This is a genomic window from Streptomyces sp. NPDC087310 (genome assembly GCF_044744405.1).
GTDB lineage: Bacteria > Actinomycetota > Actinomycetes > Streptomycetales > Streptomycetaceae > Streptomyces.
In genome coordinates this window covers 136,600-156,746 of sequence record NZ_JBIUYF010000008.1, presented here as the reverse complement: position 1 = coordinate 156,746, position 20,147 = coordinate 136,600, and the positions used below count along the sequence as shown (strand labels likewise).

Sequence of the window (20,147 nt, the reverse complement as noted above, 5' to 3'; positions counted from 1 at the left end):
CCGCACACACCGGCGGCCCGCACACCCCGACGTCCCGCGCCCCTTCAGAGCTGCTGCGCCGCCGCGATCCCCAGCGCGACGATGAGCGTCACGACGACGAAGACGATCAGCCGCTGCCGCAGCAGCCGCGGGTTCGCGGGCCGCAGCTTGGACGACCGCGTCCGGGGTCCCGCGGCGGGCCGGCCGTTCGTCCGGGCCGCTCCCCGGGACGGGTCCCGGGGCCGAGGGGGCCGGGTGGAGCCCGATCGCCCGCCGGAGGAGCCCGTCCGGCCGGGCGTTCCGCCGGTACGGGAGGGGACAGCGCCGCCGTTACGGGAGGCGCCGCCGGGACGCGGCCCGGAGCCGTCCGGCACGCCGGGCGCGCCCGCCCGGCCCTGCGAGCCGCGCGCGACCTCCCGCTCCGTGTACCGCTCCGTCAGTCCGCCCCCCGCCGGTTCCTGACCGCCGCGCGTCCGCTGCACGGGCGGCCGGCTGTCGATGAGCCCCTGCGCCTCCCGCGCGGCGATCTCCTTGAGCCGCATGGAGAGCTGGAGCGTGCTGGGGCGGTCCTCCGGATCCTTCGCCAGGCAGGCCCGTACGAGCGGCGCGAGGGAGTCGGGCACGCCGTGGAGGTGCGCCTCCTCGTGGACCACCCGGTAGAGCATGACCTCGGAGCTGCCGTGCCCGAAGGGCGAGTCGGCGGTCGCCGCGTACGCCAGCGTGGCGCCCAGCGAGAAGACGTCGGTGGCGGGGGTGACGGCGGCGCCACGCACCTGTTCGGGCGCGAGGAAGCCGGGCGACCCGACCGCCGTCCCGACATGGGTCAGGGTGGACGCGCCGGTGGCCCAGGCGATGCCGAAGTCGATGATGCGCGGGCCCTTGGGGGAGAGCAGGATGTTCGACGGCTTCAGGTCGCGGTGCACGACCCCGGCCTCGTGGACGGCGACCAGACCTTCGGAGAGCGCGGCGCCCACCGAGGCGACGTCCGCCGCGAGCAGCGGGCCCTCCTCGTTGACCTTGTCGTGGAGGGAGGGGCCGGGTACGTACTGGGTGGCGAACCAGGGGCGGTCGGCGTCCAGGTCGGCGGCGACCAGCCGGGCCGTACAGCCGCCGCGGATGCGCCGCGCGGCGGAGACCTCGCGGGCGAACCGCGACCGGAACTCCTGGTCCTCCGCCAGGTCGGGCCGGATCACCTTCAGCGCGACCCGCTGGCCGCGCCGGTCGGATCCGAGGTAGACGACGCCCATGCCGCCCGCCCCGAGCCGTCGGTGCAGTCTGAACGAGCCGACGACACGCGGGTCCTCGCGCCGGAGCCGCATCATCGCCATGTCCATCCCCGCTGCCCGGTCGTCCGTGTGACGTGGCACAGCTTACGTACCTGTGCCCGGGTGCGCTCATAGGCCGCGCCCTCGCGCACCGACCGATTGTCAGTGCGGCGCGGCAGAATTGAAGAAAAGTCAGTGATCGGACCCACCGCGCGGCCCGGCCGGTGCCCCTCCCAAGGGTCGTACACACCAAGGGAATTGGGGGGAACGGATGTACGGGGCGGGCGGCGTTCCGCCGGGGAGCGGCGGACGTGAGAGAAGTCACCAGAAGTGGATCAGTCCGGCACCGGGACGGCCAGGGGCGGCCAGGGGACGGCCGGGACGGCCGGGACGGCCAGCGGACGGCCAGAGGAGGCCCAGGGCGAGCGCGCGCCTCATCCTTCCGGGCGAGAGGCCGGTCCTCCGTAAGGCATCGCGGATCATCCCCTCCGGGAAGACCCCAACTCCCGGCACCCGCTCTCCACCCTGGGGAGTACGCCGCCGGTGCACGGCTCATCCTCCGGGAGGCCCGGCAATAGGTACGCGGGCATGACGCCCCGACATCCAGGTGTCCCTAATCTTGAGATCAAGCGGCGGGTGAGGAACTCGTCCCCCGAGGTCGGACACTCGCCGCTGTCGAATCGAACAGGAGAAGGACCATGGCGGACACGGCAGCGCGGGCAATGATCCGCACGCAGGGACGTAAGGCGTACGCCGCGTTCGGCACCCGCCCGTCCGGTACGCGCCACCCCCTGGTGGCGACGGCCATGGTCCTTCCCCTGGCGGCCCTGCTCGTCGTCGTCTTCGGCGGCTGGGAAGCAGTGGTCACACAAGCGTCGTCCGTGGGCGTGATGCTGGGGCGCTGAGCGGCGCCCCGGACCCGGGAGAGCGGCCCGGGTCGGGGACATCCGGCCAACAACCCCGTGGGGACGGGGGTGCGGCGGACGGCAGCGGTGGGCCGGTTAGCTGGGGAGCTGACCGGCCATCGCGCTTTTCCCGTACGGGAACGCCTCGCCGCCCGACGGCGAGGCGACGACGGAGGCTCCACGCCCGACGGCGAGGCGACGTACGCTCCACGTCCGACACCCTCGACACCCCCACACCCCCACACCTCCAACACCTCCAACACCTCCAAGACCTCTGACAGGCATTCGCCTGCACATCGCCGGGGACCACCGTGACCACATCCGTCGTCCGCGCGCTCGGCCGCGTGGCCCGCGACGCGGCCCACCCCGCCGGGCCCCCCACGCCCGACCCGGCGTCCGCCCCCTGCCCTACCTGCCCTACCTGCCGCGCCTGCCGACAGAGCGTCACCGTGCTCGCGGACCGGCCCGACGGAACCGTCGTACGGCACGGCGAGGCCGTCGCCAAGGCGCACGCCGACGGTACGGACCCCGCCGAACACCGCGTCAGGCTCGCCGTCGCCGCGCACCCCCGGCTCGCCGGGATCCTGCTGCCGCCGCTCCCGGTGGACGCCGAGGACGTGGACGGCCGGCCGGTCACCGCCTGGCCCTACGGGACGCCCGTCGACCCCGCGGACCCCGATGCCGCCCCCTGGGAGCAGGCCGGGACGCTCCTGGCCCGGCTGCACTCCGTGCCGCCCGCAGACCTGGCCGATTTGGCCGGTTCCACGGACCGACCCCGGCCGGACCTCCGGGGCCTGCCCGTCATGCGCGGCCCCGCCAAGGCCGCCCGCGCCCTGGCCCGGCTGCGCGCCGCCGGCCCGCACCCCGCCGCCGTACCCGTGCGGCAGGCATGGGAACAACTCCCCGCCTGGGCCCGTGGCGAGGCGCCGGCGCCGGGTCCGTACGCCCTGTGCCACGGCGATCTCCACCTCGGCCAGCTCGTACGCCACCCCGCCCCCGAAGGGCCCTGGCTCCTGATCGACGTGGACGACCTCGGACTCGGCGCCCCCGCCTGGGACTTGGCCCGCCCCGCCGCCTGGTACGCCACCGGGCTGCTGCCCCCGGAGCCCTGGCAGCGGTTCCTCGGCGCCTATCGCGCCGCGCGCGGCCCCGCCGTGCCCGCGGACCCCGCCGCCGATCCCTGGCCGGCCCTGGACATCGCCGCCCGCGCCCTCACCGTGCAGACCGCGGCGCTCGCCGTCGTCAAGTCGGTCGCGGAGGACCGGGAACCGGACGAGGTGGAGCTCCTGATGATCGACGCCTGTGCCCGGATCGCGGGCCTCGCAACCGGTTTGGGGCCAGAGGCGTCGTCATAGGGTGAACGGACGGTCGTCGGGAGCGTGTTCCCATGATTTCCCGCGATGCCGGACGAACGACGAGGAGCGATTCGACCATGCAGTGTCCCAAGTGCCGTGCGGCGATGCACACGTACAACCGCAATGGTGTCCAGATAGAACAGTGCAGCGGTTGCCGGGGGATCTTCCTCGACTACGGCGAGCTGGAGTCCCTGACCCGCCTGGAGTCGCAGTGGGCGCAGCAGGCGCCGCCCGTACAGCAGGCCCCGCCGCCGCAGGCGTACCCGGCCGCTCCCGCCCCCGCCTGGGGCGCCCCGCAGCCCGGCGGCCACTACGGAGGTCACCACGGGGGTCACCACGGCGGGCATCACCGGAACAAGGGCTTCGGACGGATGCTCTTCTCGTCCTGACGACGGGCCGACGACGGAGCCCCCGGTCGCCGTGGCGACCGGGGGCTCCGGGTGGTGCGCGATACTGGGATTGAACCAGTGACCTCTTCCGTGTCAGGGAAGCGCTCTCCCGCTGAGCTAATCGCGCGGGTGCCGTGCTGCTGGTACTGCGTGTGCGTGCGGTACATGTACGGCGTGTGCATGTACCGCGGTGTGTCTGCACTGCTGTGACTGCGTGCGCGATACTGGGATTGAACCAGTGACCTCTTCCGTGTCAGGGAAGCGCTCTCCCGCTGAGCTAATCGCGCGGGTGATCCCGAAGGATCCAGTGGACGATACTGGGATTGAACCAGTGACCTCTTCCGTGTCAGGGAAGCGCTCTCCCGCTGAGCTAATCGTCCTTGGAGGTGGAGACGGGATTTGAACCCGTGTAGACGGCTTTGCAGGCCGTTGCCTCGCCTCTCGGCCACTCCACCAGGAGTGTGGGGGTTCCGGAGAACACCCCACCATCGAGCGGACGACCAGGTTCGAACTGGCGACCTCAACCTTGGCAAGGTTGCGCTCTACCAACTGAGCTACGTCCGCGTGCCGTTTCCCGGGCCCGTCTGCGCGGCCCGGCGACGTGTTGAACTCTAGCGGATTCCGGGGCCAGCACAAAAACGCGTTTCCGCAGCGTGACGCGGTACGTTCGCCGCGCGTTCGGCCCGGAGCCGCCCGGCGGCGCCTGTTCTAGACTCGCAAACGTGCACGACCTCGCTCCTCTGGCCCGCTTCGGCGGCCTCGTCGCCTCCGGTCTGCGGGACGTCACCCACGATCCGGAAGCGCTCGACTCCGCCGGATTCTGGGCCGTCGCCGCGGACTTCGAGGGCGGTGTCACCTGCGCCCGTTTCGACGACATACGGCACGAGCCCGTGCCCGCACCGGTCCCCGGACGGTGGCGGGGCCCCGGCGCCGGTGACTGGACGTCGTCCCTCGACCGCGCCGCGTACACGAAGGGCGTGCGCCGGATCCGCGAGTACATCGCGGCGGGCGACGTCTACCAGGCCAATCTCTGCCGCGTCCTGACCGCCCCGCTGCCCGGGTCCGCCGCGGCCGATCCCGCCTCCGCCGACGTCGACGCGCTCACCGCCCTGCTCGCCCGCGACAACCCGGCCCCGTACGCCGGGACGATCCGGCTGCCCGCGCACGGCGTGGAGATCGCCACCGCCTCGCCCGAGCTGTATCTGCGCCGCGACGGCCGCACCGTCGAGTCGGGTCCGATCAAGGGCACCGGGCGGACCGCGGCGGACCTGCTGGAGAAGGACCACGCCGAGAACGTGATGATCGTGGACCTCGTCCGCAACGACCTGGGACGCGTCTGCGCCGGCGGATCCGTGACCGTCCCCGCCCTCTGCGCCCTCGAACCCCACCCGGGTCTGGTCCATCTCGTCTCGACCGTACGGGGCGAACTCACCGAGCGGGCCGGGTGGCCCGAGCTGCTCGCCGCCACGTTCCCGCCCGGCTCGGTCACCGGCGCCCCCAAGTCCAGCGCGCTGACGATCATCGAGGAGCTGGAGACCGCCCCGCGCGGCCCCTACTGCGGCGGCATCGGCTGGGTCGACGCCGACCGGGGCACGGCCGCGCTGGCCGTCGGGATCCGTACGTTCTGGATCGACCGCGCCACGCACCCCCGCCCCGTCCTGTGCTTCGGCGCGGGCGCCGGGATCACCTGGGGCTCCGACCCGGAGGGGGAGTGGGCCGAGACCGAGCTGAAGGCGTCCCGGCTGCTCGCGATAGCGTCGGGGACGTACCGGCCCGGAGCCGACGACTCCGGTACGGCCGGGGGCGGCGCCGGTGCGACAGCGACCAGCGGAAGGACCGTGTGATGAGGATCTGGGTCAACGGCGCACTGCACCCGGCCGACGCCGCCCGGGTGTCCGTGCTCGACCATGGACTGACCGTCGGCGACGGCGTCTTCGAGACGGTCAAGGCCGTCCGGGGCCGCCCCTTCGCCCTCACCCGCCATCTGCGCCGGCTGGCCCGCTCCGCGCACGGGCTCGGCCTGCCGGAACCCGATCTGGACGAGGTGCGGCGCGCCTGTACGGCCGTCCTCGACGCCAACCCGACGGAACTGGGCCGGCTGCGCGTCACGTACACCGGGGGAGTCTCCCCGCTCGGCTCCGACCGCGGCGACGCGGGCGCCACCCTGGTCGTCGCCCTCGGCGAGTCGGAGCGCCGCCCCGACACCACCGCCGCCGTCACCGTCCCCTGGACCCGGAACGAACGCGGCGCGCTGACCGGGCTCAAGACCACGTCGTACGGGGAGAACGTCGTCGCGCTCGCCCGCGCCCGCGAGCGGGGCGCCAGCGAGGCGCTCTTCGCCAACACCACCGGCGCGCTCTGCGAGGGCACCGGCTCCAACGTCTTCGTCGTCCTCGACGGCGTGCTCCACACCCCGCCCCTCACGTCCGGCTGTCTGGCCGGCATCACCCGCGAACTGGCCGTCGAGTGGTGCGGCGCCCGCGAGACGGATCTGCCCTTCGACGCCCTGGAGCACGCGGAGGAGATCTTCCTGACCTCGACACTCCGCGACGTCCAGGCCGTCCACCGCGTCGACGACCGCGCCCTCGGCTCCGCCCCGGGGCCAGTGACCGGCAAGGCGATGCGCGTCTTCGAGGAGCGGTCAGGCGCCGATCTCGACCCGTGAGCCGCAAATCGGGTGACGCGTAGGCGCCCCCGAGGGTAGAACTCCCCTGATGACCACCACCCTGCGGCCCACCGGACCGCTTCAACAGGCCGACGACGGCACGAAGTCACGCTCCTACGAGGTCTGCGTGAACGGCCGCCCCGCGGGCGCGGTCGAGATCGCCACGGACCCCGGCTTCGCCCACCGGGCCGGCATCGTCCGCTCCCTCCGGATCGACGGGCCCGACCGCCGCCGCGGCCGGGCCACCGTCGCCGTGCTCGCCGCCGAGGAGGTGCTGCGCGGCTGGGGCTGCGACCAGTCGCAGGCGCTCGTACCGGCCGACGCCGAGGCCGCGCTGCACCTGGCGGAGACCCTCGGATACACCGAACGCAGCCGCAACATGGACAAGGAACTCCTCCCCGGACCGGCCGCGCTCCCCGAGGGCGTCGAGGGCCGCCCCATGACCGAGGCGGAGTACGAGGCGTGGCGCGCCCGCTCCGTCGGTGACTTCGCCCGGAGCTGGACCGACCGCGGCGTACCGCCGGATCAGGCCCTCGCCAAGTCGGAGGCCAGCCACCGCGAGAACCTCCCCCAGGGGCTCGCCACCCCGGGCGTCTCGTTCACCGTCCTCGCCCACGAGGGCGCCGCCGTGGGCCATGTCTGGGTCGCGCCGCGCGAGGTGCGACCCGGCCGGCCCGGCTCGTACGTGTACGACGTGGAGGTGGCCGAGGAGCAGCGCGGCAAGGGGTACGGCCGCGCCCTGATGCTGCTCGCCGAGCGGGTCGCCCTGGAGGCGGGGCCGCCCCTGCTGGGGCTGCACGTCTTCACGACCAACACGCCCGCGCTACGGCTCTACACCTCGCTCGGGTACCGGACGACGCAGCGCAACCTCGTCCGGCCGCTCCTCTGACCGTCCGACGGCCCCTTACGGCGTCCCGTCGGCCAGCAGCCGGTCGGCGATCGCCTCGACGCGCTCCCGCAGCCCCTCCTGGCTCTTGCCGCCGTCGAGCCGCTCCCCGTCGATGACATACGTGGGCGTACCGGTCACCCCGATCGCCTTGCCCTCGGCCTGGTCGGCGTCGACGGCCAGCAGATGGCGGCCGTCGATCAGGGCGGTGTCGAACTCCTCTGCGTCCAGCCTCAGTTCGCGCGCCACCTCCAGCAGGAACGGCTCACCTCGGGCGGCCAGCTCCCCGCTGCCCGCCAGGACGGCCTCCACGTACGGCCAGCCGCCGCCCTGTTCGGCGGCCTCCTCGGCGGCCTGGGCGGCGGCGTACGCGTGCCGGTGCTTCTCCAGCGGGAAGTGCCGCAGCCGTACGTCCAGCCGGTCGCCGTAGCGGGCACGCAGCGCGCGTACGTCCTCCAGGGCGCGGTCGCAGTCGGGGCACTGGAGTTCGCACCAGAGGTCGAGGACGACGGGGCGCGGGGTGGTGGAGTCGTTCATGGCCCCAGTCTTCCAGCAGGCGGGACCGCCCGTGCCCGAGGGCGGTTCTCGTCCCCGGGGCACGGCGGACCGGGACCTGGGGAGGACATCGCCCCCGAGATCTCCCCCAGATCCGCCGGTCGGGGCTCCGCACCGTGGCCCCGACCCCGGTGCCAGGTGCAGGATGGAGGGAGACGAGTTCGGCCGTTGACGTGCGATGCCTGGAGGACCCGATGATTGCCGAGACCATTTGCTCCGCGGTGTCAGCAGCGGGCCTGGGCATCGCCGTGATCACGGCGTACCGCAAGCGGTTCCTCGCCGCGACCCGTATCGCCGCGTACGCGCTGGTCCCGGTCGCCCTGGTGATGACGGGCGTCGTGCAGTGGGCGGCCGGTACCGCCTTCAGCCCGGTCGCCTGGGCGGGCTTCGGGGTGCTCGGGGTGGCGTGGGTGCTCCTCATGACGACCCGCGCGGTCGAGCGGCGCGGCGGCGGTACGCGCAAGGAGCGCAGAGCGGCGGCGAAGGCGGCCAGGGGCGCCGCCGTCGAGCCCGGCGCCTCCGCGCCCTCCCTGGGCGCAGGCGCCCGCCCCGTGGAGCGGCCCAAGGCGAAGCCGGGGACCGCGGCGGGGACCACGGGGTCCGGTGACGACTTCAGCGACATCGAGGCGATCCTGAAGAAGCACGGCATCTGACCCTCCCGGTAGGCCCGGTAGACCCGGGCGCCCCGGAGGGTGCCCGGCAGCATGCCAGGTCCGCGCGGATCCTGTGGGGGTTCCGGGCCTTTTTCCACGGAATATGATGAACTCCCGGGCCGATCACGGGTGGTTGGTCATCGGCCGGGTTCGCGGTGAGCCATGATCGCCCCGAGATGCTCGATAGCTCACGGGGTGAGAACCCCGCCCCCACCGAGGAGCCGCGCGGCTGTCTGTTCGCGCTCTCCCAACCGCCGTTGATGATCTTTCTGACGGTGATCGGCGCGCTGCTGCTGATGGCCGCGGTGCACGATCTGTTCCTGCTGTGACGTTCAGCCCGCCGCTTCCTTGCGGCGTGCCCGGTACGCCGCCACGTGCAGTCGGTTGCCGCAGGTGCGGCTGTCGCAGTAACGGCGGGAGCGGTTGCGCGACAGGTCGACGAACGCGTGCCCGCAGTCCGGGGCCTCGCAGCGGCGCAGTCTGTCCTGCTCGCCCGCCACGACCATGAAGGCCAGCGCCATGCCGCAGTCGGCCGTGAGGTGGTCCGCGACCGAGGCGCCCGGCGCGAAGTAGTGCACGTGCCAGTCGTAGCCGTCGTGATCCGTGAGCTGCGGAGTCGTCCCCGCGGCGGCCACCAGTTGATTGATCAGATCGGCCGCGGCCCGCGCGTCGGTCGTCGCGAACACCTCCGTGAAGCGGGCCCGTACCTCCCGTACGGCCCGCAGATCCCGCTCGCCGAGGTCGCCCACGCCGCTGATGTTGTGGTTCCGTACGAAGTCGTACAGCGCCTCGACGTCCGCGAGCCGGTCCGCCGCGTCCTCGCCCGAGCCGGCCTCCGGCGCGGTGTTCACCAGATCGACGACCGTGTCGAGGGCGATCCGGGTGTCGTGTGGAATCAGCACGGTCCGCTCCCTGGCCTGCCGCGGGCCGGTGCCCGCCGAACCCGGACGACTTTAGACCGTCCGGGACCGGTGTGACGCCAGACATACGCGCCGGCGCCCGCGCCGCGGTGGGTTCCGCGGCGCGGGCGCCGGTGTCCTCCGTATGCGGTTGTCCGCGCGGCGCCGTCTCCCCGAGTCGGACGGCGCCGTGCAGCCCTCTGCCTGGCTCAGCTTTCGGCCAGGATGTGGGAGAGCTCCGTGTCGAGATCGAAGTGACGATGCTCGGTGCCTGGTGGCACCGCGGCGTCGGTCCTCTTGAGGAACGACTCCAGGGCCCGCGCCGGGGCCTCCAGCAGGGCTTCGCCCTCCGGGGAGCTCAGAGCGATGCAGACGACGCCCTGACCGTGGCTGCGGGACGGCCAGACGCGGACGTCGCCGGTGCCGGTGGGCCGGTGCAGCCCCTCGGCGAGAAGGTCGCGGGCGAAGACCCACTCGACCGTCTCTTCGGCTCCGGTGTGGAAGGTGGCGTGCACGGCATAGGGATCGGCCGTGTCATACCGCAGGCCCGCGGGTACAGGCAGTGAGGACTCGCTCGATACAACGAGGCGCAGGTGCAGCTCGCAGCTGACCGTGGTGTTCATAAGCGCCAGGGCCTTTCGCTCAGTGTGCGCTCGGGGATTCGCACGTCGGCGAAATCGACATGCCACCTACGGTGCCGTTGTAAACCCCTCTGTCTGTTTTGTGATCCTTCAGGTAGCTCGTACGGCGGTGTGCTACTTCGAGTCATACCGCCATTCCAGTGATCCGTTCGATTCCGGTACCTTGGGACTCATGCACGCGCAGAGTCACGAGCGGGACCAGGCTGTCGCCCCGGTGGCGACCCGGCCCGCCACGGGGGATACGACGGCGGACGGGACGGACGCGCCGGAGCGGGCGCTGGGCTCCCGCGCGCCGCGCTTCGTCAAGGCGTCCAGGCCACTCCATCTGAGCTGGCAGGTCGGCGTCTTCCTGGCCGGTCTCGCGGTGGTCGCCGCGGGCGTCGCCATGCTGGTGCTGCCCGGCCCCGGCTGGGTGGTGATCTTCGCCGGACTGGCGATCTGGGCGACCGAGTTCGTCTGGGCCCAGCTCGTCCTGCGCTGGACCCGGCGCAAGGTCAGGGAAGCGGCCCAGAAGGCCCTCGACCCCAAGGTCAGGCGCCGCAACATCATCCTCACGAGCGTCGGCCTGGTGATCTTCGGCGTGCTCGCGGGGATCTACCTCTGGAAGTTCGGCATCGTCCTGCCGTGGAAGATCGACCAGTGACCGGTGACGCGTCCAGGGACGCCCCTGACATGGGGTAGCGTATGCCCTGCGCCCGGGCGATTAGCTCAGTGGGAGAGCGCTTCGTTCACACCGAAGAGGTCACTGGTTCGAACCCAGTATCGCCCACCCGGAACCGAGGTCCCGACGACGGAAACGTCGTCGGGACCTCGGTCGTTTCCGGCCGTGGGGCGCGCCCCACGGCCGGGGGCCTCAGCGCATCCGGCCCAGGCTGCGGCGCACCCGGCGCGCGTCCCGCAGCCGCTGCTCGTACGTGGCGCCCACCCCCAGGAGCAGCAGCCCCGCCAGGGCCGGCGGCAGCCAGCGCGGCAGCGCGCCCACCACCTGCACCACGTACGGGGCCAGCTCGTGCAGCGCGACCAGCGCCAGCACCGCCCCGCCCAGCACCAACGGCGCCCGCAGCCTCAGCCGGGCCCCGGCCAGCGTCAGCGCCAGCGCGGCGAGCCCCAGCAGCAGCGGGCGCGCCCAGTGCGGGTCGCCCCACGCGGCCAGCAGGCTCGGCGCGAGCGTCGCCGCCAGCCCCGGCCCGTACGCCGTCCACGAGGACGCCGCCGGGTCCCGGCGCCGCCGTACCGCCCCCACGGCCAGCGCGGCCACCGTCACCGGCAGCGTGTACGCCTCGGGGACCGACACTCCGGACGCGCCCAGCCGTACCCAGGTCGCCGCGACGAAGAGCGCCGTCGCCGCGTAGCCGGCCACCCGGCGCCGCTCGACGCGTACCGCCGTACCCGCCGCGATCACGCCGCCCAGCGCGAGCACCAGCGCCAGCACCGGGAGACTCCCCAGGGCGAGCCCGGCCGCGAGCAGCCCGGCGGCGCCGCCCGTGATCTCGACCGGCACCGCCACCGGGTGCTCGCGCAGCCGCGCGCCGAGCAGCGCCACCGCCGCCGGTACGGCCAGGACCGTCACCGCGACGGTCGCGACGGGCAGCCCGGCCGCCGCCGACCCCGCGACCACCAGGGCCGTCGTGAGGCCGACACAGACGCAGGCGAGGAGCGCGCGCACCGGCTCCCCGAGCGCCGGGCCCTCGCTCCCGTCCCGGCCCTGTACCGGCCCGGACCGCAGTGCCACGGCCGCCGCGGCGAAGAGCGCCGACAGCGTCACGAGCACGGTCAGCGTCGCCGGCCGGGTCGCGAGGGAGAGCGGCGCCACCGAGGCCGCGCCCGCCGACGCGACGATCAGCGCGGTGAGCGCACCGGCCGTGCCCATCGGCCCCCGTGGCCGGACGGCCAGTGCCAGCGCCACCGCCGTCAGGACCAGCGGGACGACCAGCGCCACCGCGTAGGGCAGGTCCCACACGATCGGCACCACCAGCACGGTGGCCCAGCCGAGCACCCCCGCACCGCACAGCGCCGCCGTACGCGACCGCCGCACATCGGTGACCGGCACGATGTCCGGCGCGAGACGCGGCAGCAGGCGGTACGCGAAGAACAGCGTCCCGGCGGCCGTCGCCAGCACCAGCGGCGCCGTGAGCTGCCAGGACGACGCGAGACGCACCCCGAGCGCCGCCCGCGTCCCGTCGGGCACACCCGACCAGATCTCCGTGACCCGGGTCGCCCCGCCCAGCAGCGTGGCCACGACCGAGGGCAGAGCCCAGGGCAGCGAGACGGCCGTCACCGCACCGCCCGCCGCACCGAGCCCCTGGCGCACGCGACGCGGCAGCCGGGTCCGTACCAGCGCCAACAGCCCGACGGCGCAGAGCAGATACCCGAGGACGGCCCAGCCCGCCGGCACGACCGTACGCAGTGGACCGCCCACCGCGACGACCAGGGCGAGCCCCGCCCCGGCCGCGCACACGAAGGCGGCCTCCGGCGCCCGCCGGGCCACGAACAGCCCGAGCGCCGCGCCGGTGAGCAGCAGTAGGGCGGGTTCGGCCATCGCGGCAGGGGTCCCCGCGTCCACCGAGGACCAGGCGGCCAGGAACAGCGCCACACCCGCGGTCGTGAACGCGGCGGCGACCACCAGGCCACGCGCGGCCCTCCGCGAGGGGTGCCGCGCCGGGTTCGCCGTGCGGCGCGGGAGCGGCCACAGCGCGACCGCCGTGTCCAGGACGGCCGTCGCCAGCAGCGCCCACGCCACGGTCGACATCGTCCAGCCGCCCGCCACCGACCAGAGGAGGAGCGGGAGTTGGGCCGTCACCACCGCGGCGGGCAGCGGGCCGCGCAAACCGCCGAGCAGCGCCCCGTACCCACCCCAGAGCGCGGCGAGCACGGCACAGGCGACGGCCGTGTAGCGGAGCCCGTCCACTCCGGACAGCGCCACGGCGTGGAGCGCGTACGCGTCGAGCACCGTCAGCACCAGCCCGAACGCCGCCACGGCCTCGGCGGTCGAGGAGAGCCCCCGGCGCAGCAGCACGGCGGGAACGGCGAGCGCGGCGAGGGTGATCACCGTCAGCACCGCCGAGCGCCCGCCGATGCCGAGATGGCCCCAGCTCACCAGGGTGAAGGCGGTCGCGGCGACCGTCAGCAGCACTCCGCCGAGGGTGAGCAGCACGTTCTGCGCGCTCGGCGGAGCGGCCGCGGGGGAGGCGGGGGAGGCGGTGGAAGCGGTGGCGTGGGTGGCCGGGGGCGGGGCGGCGGGCCGGGCCAGTACGGTCACCAGATACGAGCGGCGCGTCAGCAACTGGCCTCTGCGCGTCTCCATCCGGTGCAATTCCTGGTCGATGAGCGCCAGTTCCCGGGCGGGATGCGGAACGTTCTCCATACGACGGAGTGTGGTCCGGGACACAGTCCCTGCCATGGGCGCGGCTACTCAGATCGTGGCCTGAGTACCTCGGGTCCGGTTTGAAGGAAGGCCGCCGGGGCCTGTATGGTTCAGGTCGTTCCCGGGCGATTAGCTCAGTGGGAGAGCGCTTCGTTCACACCGAAGAGGTCACTGGTTCGAACCCAGTATCGCCCACCGGGAAAGGCCGGTCCGTCGCTGACGGACCGGCCTTCGCGTGTGTCCGGCGGACCGGATCAGACGGCGGCGGCGGGCAGTTCGGGGCGGAGCGGCCACGCGGGGTCCGACGCGCCCTCGCCGGCGCCGCGCGAGAACCACGCCTGGGGTCCCCGTGTCTGCGTCGCGTGCCAGACGGCCTGGAGCGTGTGCAGCTCCTGGGGCGAGAGGCGCTCCATCCGGGCCGCGAACCGGCGCCCGATCGCCCGCACCAGCTCCAGCGCCGACAGGGCCGACGCCGCGGCCATCACGGCCGGAGTGACCGGCGCGGACGGACCGGCCGGGGCGGGCGGCAAGGCCGACCAGGTGGACCAGGCCGGCTCGGTCAGCTCCTCGTCCGTCCCGTCGGGCGCCCCGTCCACCCCGTCCGTCCCCACCGCGTACTGGGCGCAGAGCTCGGTGAGATCGCGGCCGCCCTTGCGGTAGCGGTCGAGATGCCGGTCGAGGACCAGCGGATCCAGCACGCACAGCGACACGTTCTCCAGCCGGCGGCCGAGGGACGAGGCGCGATGGCGCCGCAGCTCCCGGTCGAGGAGGGTCAGACCGAACGGCGCGTTCATCACCACCAGCGGCCTGCCCGCCTTGCACTGCTCGGCCAGCGCCCTGGACACCTCCTCCACCACGGGCGCCGGCCAGCGGCCGTTGCGGTGCAGGAAGTTCTCGGTCAGGCCGTGCGCCTCGGTGGCCCCGGGCGGCACGGGCACCCCGGGGTCGACCAGCCAGCGCCGCACTCTCGGCCGTATCCCCGTCATGTCCTGGACGATCAGCGCGGCCGAAACGATCCGGTCCTTCTCCGCGTCCACCCCCGTCGTCCCGGTGCCGAACGCGGCCAGCGGACCCTCGTACCAACATGTCATTCCCGAACTCCCCGAGCCTCTCGAACTGCTCACGCGGTGGCGAATCGTGCGCCACCGCCCCCGAATCGGTAATACCCGGACAGGTCGCGCGATACGCGCCGTGTCCGGCCATCGCCATACGGTGACGGGTGGGGCGCCCGGGGCCGCCGGGAGCCGTCCCGGTAAACCGTTTCGCGGGCCGCCCGCCCGGCTCGGTACGATGCGCAGTGCGTACGCCATGCGCAGGGTGCGCACCCCACGAGTCAGGAGAAGACCGGTGTCAGACGTCCGTGTGATCATCCAACGCGATTCCGAGCGGGAAGAGCGCGTGGTGACGACGGGCACTACGGCGGCCGAACTCTTCCCCGGTGAGCGCACCGTCGTGGCCGCCCGGGTGGACGGTGAGCTGAAGGACCTCGCGTACGCGATCGGCGAGGGCGAGGTCGTCGAGCCCGTCGAGATCTCCTCCGAGGACGGCCTGAACATCCTGCGCCACTCCACCGCGCATGTCATGGCGCAGGCCGTGCAGGAGCTGCACCCCGACGCCAAGCTGGGCATCGGCCCGCCGGTCAAGGACGGCTTCTACTACGACTTCGACGTCGAGACCCCCTTCACCCCCGATGACCTCAAGGCCATCGAGAAGAAGATGCAGGAGATCCAGAAGCGCGGACAGCGCTTCTCGCGCCGGGTCGTCACGGACGAGGCGGCGCGCGAGGAGCTGGCGGACGAGCCGTACAAGCTGGAGCTCATCGGCATCAAGGGCGCGGCCTCGACCGACGACGGCGCGGACGTCGAGGTGGGCGGCGGCGAGCTGACCATCTACGACAACCTGGACGCCAAGACCGGCGAGCTGTGCTGGAAGGACCTCTGCCGCGGCCCGCACCTGCCGACCACCCGGAACATCCCGGCGTTCAAGCTGATGCGGAACGCCGCCGCCTACTGGCGCGGCAGCGAGAAGAACCCGATGCTCCAGCGCATCTACGGCACCGCGTGGCCGTCGAAGGAGGAGCTGAAGGCGCATCTGGAGTTCCTCGCCGAGGCCGAGAAGCGCGACCACCGCAAGCTCGGCAACGAGCTGGACCTTTTCTCCTTCCCCGACGAGGTCGGCTCCGGCCTCGCCGTCTTCCACCCCAAGGGCGGCATCATCCGCCGGGCCATGGAGGACTACTCGCGCCGCCGGCACGAGGAGGAGGGGTACGAGTTCGTCTACACGCCCCACGCCACCAAGGGGAAGCTCTTCGAGAAGTCCGGGCACCTGGACTGGTACGCCGACGGCATGTACCCGCCCATGCAGCTCGACGAGGGCGTGGACTACTACCTCAAGCCCATGAACTGCCCCATGCACAACCTGATCTTCGACGCCCGTGGCCGCTCCTACCGTGAGCTGCCGCTGCGGCTCTTCGAGTTCGGGACGGTCTACCGGTACGAGAAGTCCGGCGTCGTGCACGGCCTGACCCGGGCCCGCGGCTTCACCCAGGACGACGCGCACATCTACTGCACCCGCGAGCAGATGGCGGACGAGCTCGACTCGACGCTGACCTTCGTGCTCAACCTGCTGCGCGACTACGGGCTGACCGACTTCTACCTGGAGCTGTCCACCAAGGACCCCGAGAAGTTCGTCGGCACGGACGAGGCGTGGGAGGAGGCCACCGAGACGCTGCGCGAGGTGGCCGAGAAGCAGGGGCTGCCGCTGGTCCCCGACCCGGGCGGCGCCGCGTTCTACGGCCCGAAGATCTCGGTGCAGGCACGCGACGCGATCGGCCGTACCTGGCAGATGTCGACCGTGCAGCTCGACTTCAACCTGCCGGAGCGCTTCGACCTGGAGTACACCTCGCCGGACGGCTCCAAGCAGCGCCCGGTCATGATCCACCGCGCGCTCTTCGGGTCGATCGAGCGGTTCTTCGCGGTGCTGCTGGAGCACTACGCGGGCGCGTTCCCGGTCTGGCTGGCGCCGGTGCAGGCGGTCGGCATCCCGATCGGTGAGGCGCACGTCGAGTACCTCCAGGACTTCGCGAAGGCGGCGAAGGCCAAGGGGCTGCGGGTCGAGGTGGACGCGTCCTCCGACCGGATGCAGAAGAAGATCAGGAACCACCAGAAGCTGAAGGTCCCGTTCATGATCCTCGTGGGGGACGAGGACATGAACGCGGGCACGGTCTCGTTCCGCTACCGCGACGGCTCGCAGGAGAACGGCGTACCGCGCGACGAGGCGCTGGCGAAGCTCCTCGACGTGGTGGAGCGTCGCGTCCAGGTGTGACCCACTCGTGGCGGAGGCCCCCGGAGGCGCGTCAGCGCTCCGGGGGCCTTTCCTTGTCCTCCCGGCCGAAGACCTGGATCAGCCAGGACGAGAACGACCCGGTGACCGCCCCCAGCAGCGCCAGCCCGCACACCATCAGAAAGACCGCGTACAGCCGGCCGAGCGGCGTCACCGGTGCCACATCGCCGTAGCCGACCGTGGTGATCGCCGAACAGGCCCACCACACGGAGTCCCCGAAGGTACGGATCGTGGCACCAGGAGCGCCGCGCTCCTGCTGGTAGACGGCGAGGGCGGCGGCGAAGGAGAGCAGGGTCGCGGTGATGCCCGCGTACAGCATCACCCGTCCGTACAGGCTCAGCCGGGGGCGGTCGCGCCGCCGCTGGATCGCCATGTACGTGTTCACGATCCGCAGCGGTCGCAGCAGCGGCAGCACCACCACGACCGTGTCCAGCCAGTGCGTCCGTACGAAGCGCGCGCCCTGGCCGCTGAGGACCAGCCGCACGCCGTAGTCCACCACGAAGGCCGCCCAGATCAGCAGGGACAGCACCAGCGCGAGGTTCCGCCAGAACGGGTCGGGGCCCTGGGCGAGGACGCGTACCGCGTAGCAGGCGAGGAAGAGCGGCGAGGCCACGAGCAGCGGCAGCTCCGTACGCCGCTCCCAGCCGCGCAGCCGTTCGGTGCGGTGGTGGACATGCATCGGCCCAGCATCGCCGGGCGGCGGCCGGTGCGGGCCCGGCGACACGCCTCGCACGGGCGAAGTCATATGCTGCACAGCATGACGAGTGAGCCGGAGCAGCAGATCGGAGTGGGGACCCAGGACGCGTTCCAGCGCCTGTGGACGCCCCATCGGATGGCCTACATCCAGGGTGAGAACAAGCCCACCGGGCCGGGCGCCGAGGACGGCTGTCCCTTCTGCTCCATCCCGTCCAAATCCGACGAGGACGGGCTGGTCATCGCGCGCGGCGAGCGCGTGTACGCCGTGCTCAACCTCTACCCGTACAACGGCGGCCACCTGATGGTCGTCCCCTTCCGCCACGTCGCCGACTACACGGAGCTGGACGAGGCGGAGACGGCCGAGCTGGGGCTGCTCACCCAGCGGGCGATGACCGCGCTCCGCGCCGCGTCCGGGGCCCACGGCTTCAACATCGGGATGAACCAGGGGGTTTCGGCGGGCGCCGGGATCGCCGCGCATCTCCACCAGCACGTGGTGCCGCGCTGGGGCGGCGACACCAACTTCATGCCCGTCGTCGGCCACACGAGGGTGCTGCCGCAGCTCCTGGCGGACACCCGCGCGATGCTGGCCGACGCCTGGCCGACCGGCTCGTAGACGCCGTCCTGAGCGCCCGCCCCGTCCTGAGCGCCCGCCCCGGCTCTCCGGGGCGGGCGCCTTCGGGTTCTACGCGTCGTACGCGTCGATCTTCTTCGGCGACGGGTCCTGCACCGCACCTATCAGCGACGACGACCGGTTGCTGAAGCGCTCGGTGTCCACCCCGTGCTCGTCCAGCACCCGCATCGCCGCGTTGTGCGCCACCCGCAGGACCGGGGTGGCGGCGCGCATCGCGTCGTCGGCCATGAAGCGGTGGTGCCACGGCTGGTCGGCCCAGGCGTGCCGCATGCCGAACGGCTCGGGCAGGCTGAGCTTGCCGCCGAGGAAGTCCAGGACCGGCGGATACCAGGTGAACGGGGCGCGCACCGCGAGCCTGACCGCCTCACGCGGCTCGACCAGCGGCAGATTCCTCGACGTGGTCTCCCAGAACCGTACGGTCTTGGGGCGCGTGACGCTCTTCGGCGACGGCTTCGCGAAGAACAGCGAGTGCACGGGACCCAGCGCGTACCCCGAGACCTCGATGCGCAGCGTCTCGTGGAGCACCGTCACCGAGATCATCATCGTGATGACCAACTGGCTCTCCCAGAGGGTGAACTGCACCCCCAGGTAGTGCCGGTTCCCGCTGCCGAACTGCTGGTGGTTGCAGATCCGCTGTATCTCGTGGCTCTTGACCTGGAACGCCTCCACCTCCGGGCCCCCGGGCCAGGAGACCGATCCCGCGCCCTCGCCGATCGGTGACACGATCCAGTGCTTGACCGAAGGCGTCGGGAAACCACCGGAGTTGAGGGGGCCGCGCTCCAGCAGCTTCATCTGGTCGTGGATCGCCCGTATCACGTCGTAGCTGCGGAACTGGTGGATCTCCTTGCCCGCCACCTTGGGGACCAGCTCCTCCGCGAGCTGCCAGCTTCCCCAGCGGGTGCCCATGCCGAGTATCCCCTTGGGACCGGCGTAGAAGACCACGTTCGAGCGCTGCTCGGCGCTCAGCTTCTCCAGGCCCTGGCGCAGCACCTCCCGCGAGGTGTCGCCGGGGTTCCCCGGGACGGCCTCGGGGATCTTGGCGCCGGTGCCGCCGCCCGAGAGCAGGCTCTCCCAGCGGGCCCGCAGATCCTTGGCGGTCGCCTCGCAGATCTGCTTGGCGAGCAGCCAGCCGATGACCGGGGCGACGACCATGCCGCGCAGATACCAGTTCAGTACGCCGTCGAGGGGCAGCTTGATCAGGACGATCACCGCCAGTACGGCGACGGCCGTCAGCAGGGCGCCGCCGATCGCGCCGGCCCGCCGGTCCTTGGCCCCCGCCAGGGTGCGGCGCAACTGGAACACGCCGAGCCAGATCAGCAGCCCGGGCAGGAAGAGCAGCCCGAGGAGCGCGGTCACCGCCGTGAGCTTCTTGTCCCGCTCCTTGCGGATGTGGTTCGCCGCGAGGCAGTGCTCGACCACGGCCTGCGGGTCCATGCCGAAGGACTGGATGATCGGGCCCCGGCCGCCGCCCAGCGTTCTGAGCTGCACGGCCCGGGCGAACGCCTCGCCCAGATTCGGCTCGAAGAGCGAGAACTTGCCTTTGGTCACACCCGACTTGTGCCAGTCGTTGTCGGCCTTGGAGATCTCTTCGAGCGGACTGTCCCGGTACGCGGCCGAGGCGAGGGCGAACGTCGCCGCCGTACCCCCGGCCGCTCCCTGGAGCGGAACCTGTGCCCCCGGGCTGAAGTCGAATAGATCGTCCGCCACTGCCGCCCCCTCGCCGCAAGGATTCGCTGCCGCGGCCTCTTCCCGGCCCGCGCGCCCCGCACACCTGCTGGAGCTGGGCACCCCAGCGTAACGGTGCGACGCCGCCCGCGTCATGGGACTGGCTGTCTTTCGCCAACCGGCATCAAGCGCCCGCCCACCGGGTATGAGGCGCCGTCGAACGGGTGGGCGGACACCCCCTGTTGACCGACCGGGTG

General features: G+C 72.6%; 19 protein-coding genes and 7 tRNA genes. 13 read left to right on the top strand and 13 right to left on the bottom strand.

Annotation, left to right across the window (positions count from 1 at the left end; translation table 11 throughout):
- Window positions 1–44: 44 nt before the first annotated feature.
- Window positions 45–1,313 (bottom strand): serine/threonine-protein kinase, encoded by a 1,269-nt coding sequence (locus ACIO3P_RS29300; protein ID WP_329821681.1) that lies wholly within the window; start codon window positions 1,311–1,313, stop codon window positions 45–47.
- Between the two features lie 629 nt (window positions 1,314–1,942).
- Here ACIO3P_RS29300 and ACIO3P_RS29295 point away from each other — a divergent pair.
- The 3 genes from ACIO3P_RS29295 (at window position 1,943) to ACIO3P_RS29285 (ending at window position 3,893) form a co-directional block, all read left to right on the top strand.
- Complete coding sequence (locus tag ACIO3P_RS29295; RefSeq protein ID WP_329821636.1) at window positions 1,943–2,149, top strand: hypothetical protein; 207 nt, start codon at window positions 1,943–1,945, stop codon at window positions 2,147–2,149.
- Window positions 2,150–2,460: 311 nt separating this feature from the next.
- A complete protein-coding gene (locus ACIO3P_RS29290; RefSeq protein WP_401854371.1) occupies window positions 2,461–3,504 on the top strand; it encodes a phosphotransferase in 1,044 nt (347 codons plus the stop codon).
- A gap of 77 nt (window positions 3,505–3,581) precedes the next feature.
- A complete protein-coding gene (locus tag ACIO3P_RS29285) occupies window positions 3,582–3,893 on the top strand; it encodes a zf-TFIIB domain-containing protein (RefSeq protein ID WP_401793112.1) in 312 nt (103 codons plus the stop codon).
- A gap of 52 nt (window positions 3,894–3,945) precedes the next feature.
- Here ACIO3P_RS29285 and ACIO3P_RS29280 read toward each other — a convergent pair.
- From ACIO3P_RS29280 to ACIO3P_RS29260, 5 genes are all read right to left on the bottom strand, one after another.
- Window positions 3,946–4,020: transfer RNA gene (locus ACIO3P_RS29280), tRNA-Val, on the bottom strand.
- Between the two features lie 88 nt (window positions 4,021–4,108).
- Window positions 4,109–4,180: transfer RNA gene (locus ACIO3P_RS29275), tRNA-Val, on the bottom strand.
- A gap of 21 nt (window positions 4,181–4,201) precedes the next feature.
- A tRNA-Val gene (locus ACIO3P_RS29270) sits at window positions 4,202–4,273 on the bottom strand.
- 1 nt (window position 4,274) lies between these two features.
- Window positions 4,275–4,348: transfer RNA gene (locus ACIO3P_RS29265), tRNA-Cys, on the bottom strand.
- A 36-nt stretch (window positions 4,349–4,384) separates the two neighbouring features.
- Window positions 4,385–4,457 (bottom strand) — tRNA-Gly (locus tag ACIO3P_RS29260).
- 158 nt (window positions 4,458–4,615) lie between these two features.
- Here ACIO3P_RS29260 and ACIO3P_RS29255 point away from each other — a divergent pair.
- The 3 genes from ACIO3P_RS29255 to ACIO3P_RS29245 are packed head-to-tail and all read left to right on the top strand — an operon-like array spanning window position 4,616 to window position 7,447.
- On the top strand, window positions 4,616–5,737 hold the full coding sequence (locus ACIO3P_RS29255; protein ID WP_329821639.1) for a chorismate-binding protein: 1,122 nt from the start codon (window positions 4,616–4,618) through the stop codon (window positions 5,735–5,737).
- Window positions 5,737–6,558, top strand: a complete 822-nt coding sequence (locus ACIO3P_RS29250) for an aminodeoxychorismate lyase (protein ID WP_329821640.1) — start codon at window positions 5,737–5,739, stop codon at window positions 6,556–6,558. The genes ACIO3P_RS29255 and ACIO3P_RS29250 overlap by 1 nt, the downstream gene beginning before the upstream one ends.
- A gap of 49 nt (window positions 6,559–6,607) precedes the next feature.
- On the top strand, window positions 6,608–7,447 hold the full coding sequence (locus tag ACIO3P_RS29245) for a GNAT family N-acetyltransferase (protein WP_329821641.1): 840 nt from the start codon (window positions 6,608–6,610) through the stop codon (window positions 7,445–7,447).
- Window positions 7,448–7,462: 15 nt separating this feature from the next.
- Here ACIO3P_RS29245 and ACIO3P_RS29240 read toward each other — a convergent pair whose 3' ends face one another.
- Window positions 7,463–7,981, bottom strand: coding sequence for a DsbA family protein (locus tag ACIO3P_RS29240; protein WP_401854375.1), 519 nt, complete (start codon window positions 7,979–7,981; stop codon window positions 7,463–7,465).
- A gap of 212 nt (window positions 7,982–8,193) precedes the next feature.
- Between ACIO3P_RS29240 and ACIO3P_RS29235 the strand changes: the two genes are divergently transcribed.
- Both ACIO3P_RS29235 and ACIO3P_RS29230 read left to right on the top strand, forming a co-directional pair.
- On the top strand, window positions 8,194–8,652 hold the full coding sequence (locus ACIO3P_RS29235) for a hypothetical protein (RefSeq protein ID WP_329821643.1): 459 nt from the start codon (window positions 8,194–8,196) through the stop codon (window positions 8,650–8,652).
- 176 nt (window positions 8,653–8,828) lie between these two features.
- Complete coding sequence (locus tag ACIO3P_RS29230) at window positions 8,829–8,981, top strand: hypothetical protein (protein ID WP_329821645.1); 153 nt, start codon at window positions 8,829–8,831, stop codon at window positions 8,979–8,981.
- A gap of 3 nt (window positions 8,982–8,984) precedes the next feature.
- On the opposite strand, the gene ACIO3P_RS29225 is transcribed toward ACIO3P_RS29230, so the two are convergent.
- Both ACIO3P_RS29225 and ACIO3P_RS29220 read right to left on the bottom strand, forming a co-directional pair.
- The gene (locus ACIO3P_RS29225; RefSeq protein WP_329821646.1) at window positions 8,985–9,554 is read right to left on the bottom strand and encodes a CGNR zinc finger domain-containing protein; all 570 of its coding nucleotides are present in this window, start codon (window positions 9,552–9,554) and stop codon (window positions 8,985–8,987) included.
- A 206-nt stretch (window positions 9,555–9,760) separates the two neighbouring features.
- Window positions 9,761–10,174 (bottom strand): SsgA family sporulation/cell division regulator, encoded by a 414-nt coding sequence (locus ACIO3P_RS29220; RefSeq protein ID WP_003959770.1) that lies wholly within the window; start codon window positions 10,172–10,174, stop codon window positions 9,761–9,763.
- 190 nt (window positions 10,175–10,364) lie between these two features.
- On the opposite strand from ACIO3P_RS29220, the gene ACIO3P_RS29215 reads away from it, so the two are divergent.
- The gene (locus ACIO3P_RS29215) at window positions 10,365–10,835 is read left to right on the top strand and encodes a TIGR02611 family protein (RefSeq protein ID WP_329821647.1); all 471 of its coding nucleotides are present in this window, start codon (window positions 10,365–10,367) and stop codon (window positions 10,833–10,835) included.
- Between the two features lie 54 nt (window positions 10,836–10,889).
- Window positions 10,890–10,961 (top strand) — tRNA-Val (locus tag ACIO3P_RS29210).
- An 84-nt stretch (window positions 10,962–11,045) separates the two neighbouring features.
- On the opposite strand, the gene ACIO3P_RS29205 is transcribed toward ACIO3P_RS29210, so the two are convergent.
- Window positions 11,046–13,556: an SCO7613 C-terminal domain-containing membrane protein gene (locus ACIO3P_RS29205; RefSeq protein ID WP_401854377.1), complete on the bottom strand. Its 2,511-nt coding sequence runs from the start codon at window positions 13,554–13,556 to the stop codon at window positions 11,046–11,048.
- Window positions 13,557–13,679: 123 nt separating this feature from the next.
- Between ACIO3P_RS29205 and ACIO3P_RS29200 the strand changes: the two genes are divergently transcribed.
- Window positions 13,680–13,751, top strand: a tRNA-Val gene (locus ACIO3P_RS29200).
- 59 nt (window positions 13,752–13,810) lie between these two features.
- Here the strand turns inward: ACIO3P_RS29200 and ACIO3P_RS29195 are convergent.
- Window positions 13,811–14,647, bottom strand: coding sequence for a 3'-5' exonuclease (locus tag ACIO3P_RS29195; protein ID WP_329821650.1), 837 nt, complete (start codon window positions 14,645–14,647; stop codon window positions 13,811–13,813).
- Window positions 14,648–14,903: 256 nt separating this feature from the next.
- Here ACIO3P_RS29195 and thrS point away from each other — a divergent pair, with 256 nt between their 5' ends.
- Complete coding sequence (gene thrS / locus ACIO3P_RS29190; RefSeq protein WP_329821651.1) at window positions 14,904–16,880, top strand: threonine--tRNA ligase; 1,977 nt, start codon at window positions 14,904–14,906, stop codon at window positions 16,878–16,880.
- A gap of 31 nt (window positions 16,881–16,911) precedes the next feature.
- Here thrS and ACIO3P_RS29185 read toward each other — a convergent pair whose 3' ends face one another.
- A complete protein-coding gene (locus ACIO3P_RS29185; RefSeq protein WP_401854380.1) occupies window positions 16,912–17,577 on the bottom strand; it encodes a potassium channel family protein in 666 nt (221 codons plus the stop codon).
- Between the two features lie 66 nt (window positions 17,578–17,643).
- On the opposite strand from ACIO3P_RS29185, the gene ACIO3P_RS29180 reads away from it, so the two are divergent.
- Window positions 17,644–18,207 (top strand): HIT domain-containing protein, encoded by a 564-nt coding sequence (locus ACIO3P_RS29180; RefSeq protein WP_329821654.1) that lies wholly within the window; start codon window positions 17,644–17,646, stop codon window positions 18,205–18,207.
- Window positions 18,208–18,276: 69 nt separating this feature from the next.
- On the opposite strand, the gene ACIO3P_RS29175 is transcribed toward ACIO3P_RS29180, so the two are convergent.
- Entirely contained in the window at window positions 18,277–19,932 is a 1,656-nt protein-coding gene (locus ACIO3P_RS29175) for a hypothetical protein (protein ID WP_329821655.1), read from the bottom strand.
- Window positions 19,933–20,147: the final 215 nt, after the last annotated feature.